The sequence below is a fragment of the Aeromonas sp. R10-2 genome (genome assembly GCF_040908445.1).
Classification (GTDB): domain Bacteria; phylum Pseudomonadota; class Gammaproteobacteria; order Enterobacterales; family Aeromonadaceae; genus Aeromonas; species Aeromonas veronii.
Genome location: NZ_JBFODS010000100.1, coordinates 1 through 1968, shown reverse-complemented (window position 1 = coordinate 1968; position 1968 = coordinate 1). Strand labels below are relative to the sequence as shown.

At 53.5% G+C, this 1968-nt stretch carries 2 protein-coding genes; both read right to left on the bottom strand.

Going from position 1 to position 1968, the window contains the following annotated elements; translation table 11 throughout:
* Positions 1 to 172: 172 nt before the first annotated feature.
* Entirely contained in the window at positions 173 to 715 is a 543-nt protein-coding gene (gene gmhB, locus AB5Y97_RS19730; RefSeq protein WP_201947392.1) for a D-glycero-beta-D-manno-heptose 1,7-bisphosphate 7-phosphatase, read from the bottom strand.
* Between the two features lie 113 nt (positions 716 to 828).
* A partial coding sequence (tuf, locus tag AB5Y97_RS19725; protein ID WP_368158828.1) for an elongation factor Tu occupies positions 829 to 1968 on the bottom strand: 1140 nt, incomplete at its 5' end.

The window sequence follows — 1968 nt, the reverse complement described above, 5'->3', positions numbered from 1 at the left end:
TTCAAAGGCTTTTCGAGGTTATCGACGAGGTTGTTTGCGTTGCCGCTTGCCCTGTCGATGGAGGCGCATTATAGGGAACAGATTCTTTCTGGCAAGCAGATAATTGCAAAAAGATGGCTTTCACTGTTTATTCGCTCACAAAGCCACCAATTGGCATATTAAACCGGCGAAATCAGCTCACTGCAGGCACCGCAACAGCAAAATCGTGCAGATTGTCATAGAGAGCATCGGCCAGCGCACTACCCGTTTCGGTCACCGGCTTGCCGGTTCTGACCATGATCTTGTGACCAACCCCGGCATTGATGGCAGCTTTCAGATCGGAAGGCTTGTCACCCACCATATAGGAACGACTCATGTCGATCCCCAGTTCCTGTTGCGCCAACAGCAGCATGCCTGGCTCCGGTTTGCGGCAATCACAGGGGGCGCCGTGATCCGGATGATGGGGGCAGAAGTAGATGCCATCGAGATCCACATCCCGATCAGCCAGTGACCAATCCATCCATTCAGTCAGATTCATGAAGTCATCTTCACTGAAGTAGCCGCGGGCGATTCCGGACTGGTTAGTGACGACGACCAGCAGATAGCCTTTCTTTTTGAAGAGCTGCAGGGCGTCTATGACTCCGGGCAGAAAATGGAAATCATCGACCTGGCTGACATAGCCAGTGTCTTCATTGATGACACCGTCACGATCCAGAAAAATGGCGGGGTTGCTCACGGAAACTACCTCTATCAATGGTTTTGCCCAGTATCTCACAGGCCATAAATAGCCCCAAAAATAAAAGGGGTGGCCGAAGCCACCCCTTTTCATGTTTGTATATAACGAATCGATTAGGCGATTACGCTAGCTACAACACCAGCACCTACGGTACGGCCACCTTCACGGATAGCGAAACGCAGGCCGTCGTCCATTGCGATCGGAGCAATCAGGGTAACAACCATTTTGATGTTGTCGCCCGGCATTACCATCTCTACGCCTTCCGGCAGTTCGATGGTACCGGTCACGTCGGTAGTACGGAAGTAGAACTGCGGACGGTAGCCTTTGAAGAACGGGGTATGACGACCACCTTCTTCTTTGGACAGTACGTATACTTCAGATTCGAACTTGGTGTGCGGCTTGATAGAACCCGGCTTGGCCAGTACCTGACCACGCTCTACGTCTTCACGCTTAACACCACGCAGCAGCGCGCCGATGTTCTCACCTGCACGACCTTCGTCCAGCAGTTTGCGGAACATTTCAACACCGGTACAGGTGGTAGAAACGGTATCTTTGATACCAACGATTTCTACAGTCTCACCTACTTTAACGATACCGCGCTCTACACGACCGGTAACTACAGTACCACGGCCAGCGATAGAGAATACGTCTTCGATAGGCATCAGGAACGGCTGGTCAATCGCGCGCTCCGGCTCCGGGATATAGGTATCCAGGTGGCCAGCCAGCTCGATGATCTTCTCTTCCCACTGAGCGTCGCCTTCCAGCGCTTTCAGTGCAGAACCACGAACTACCGGCAGGTCATCACCCGGGAAGTCGTACTCGGTCAGCAGTTCACGAACTTCCATCTCGACCAGTTCGAGCAGCTCTTCGTCATCAACCATGTCACACTTGTTCATGAACACGATCATGTACGGGATACCAACCTGACGACCCAGCAGGATGTGCTCACGAGTCTGCGGCATCGGGCCGTCAGTCGCTGCTACTACCAGGATCGCGCCGTCCATCTGGGCAGCACCGGTGATCATGTTTTTAACGTAGTCGGCGTGACCCGGGCAATCTACGTGGGCGTAGTGACGGGTAGCGGTGTCGTATTCTACGTGGGAGGTGTTGATGGTGATACCACGCTCACGCTCTTCCGGTGCCTTGTCGATCTGGTCGAAGGCGAAAGCTTTACCACCGAAGTGCTTGGCCAGCACGTTGGTGATAGCTGCAGTCAGGGTGGTTTTACCGTGGTCAACGTGGCCGATGGTACC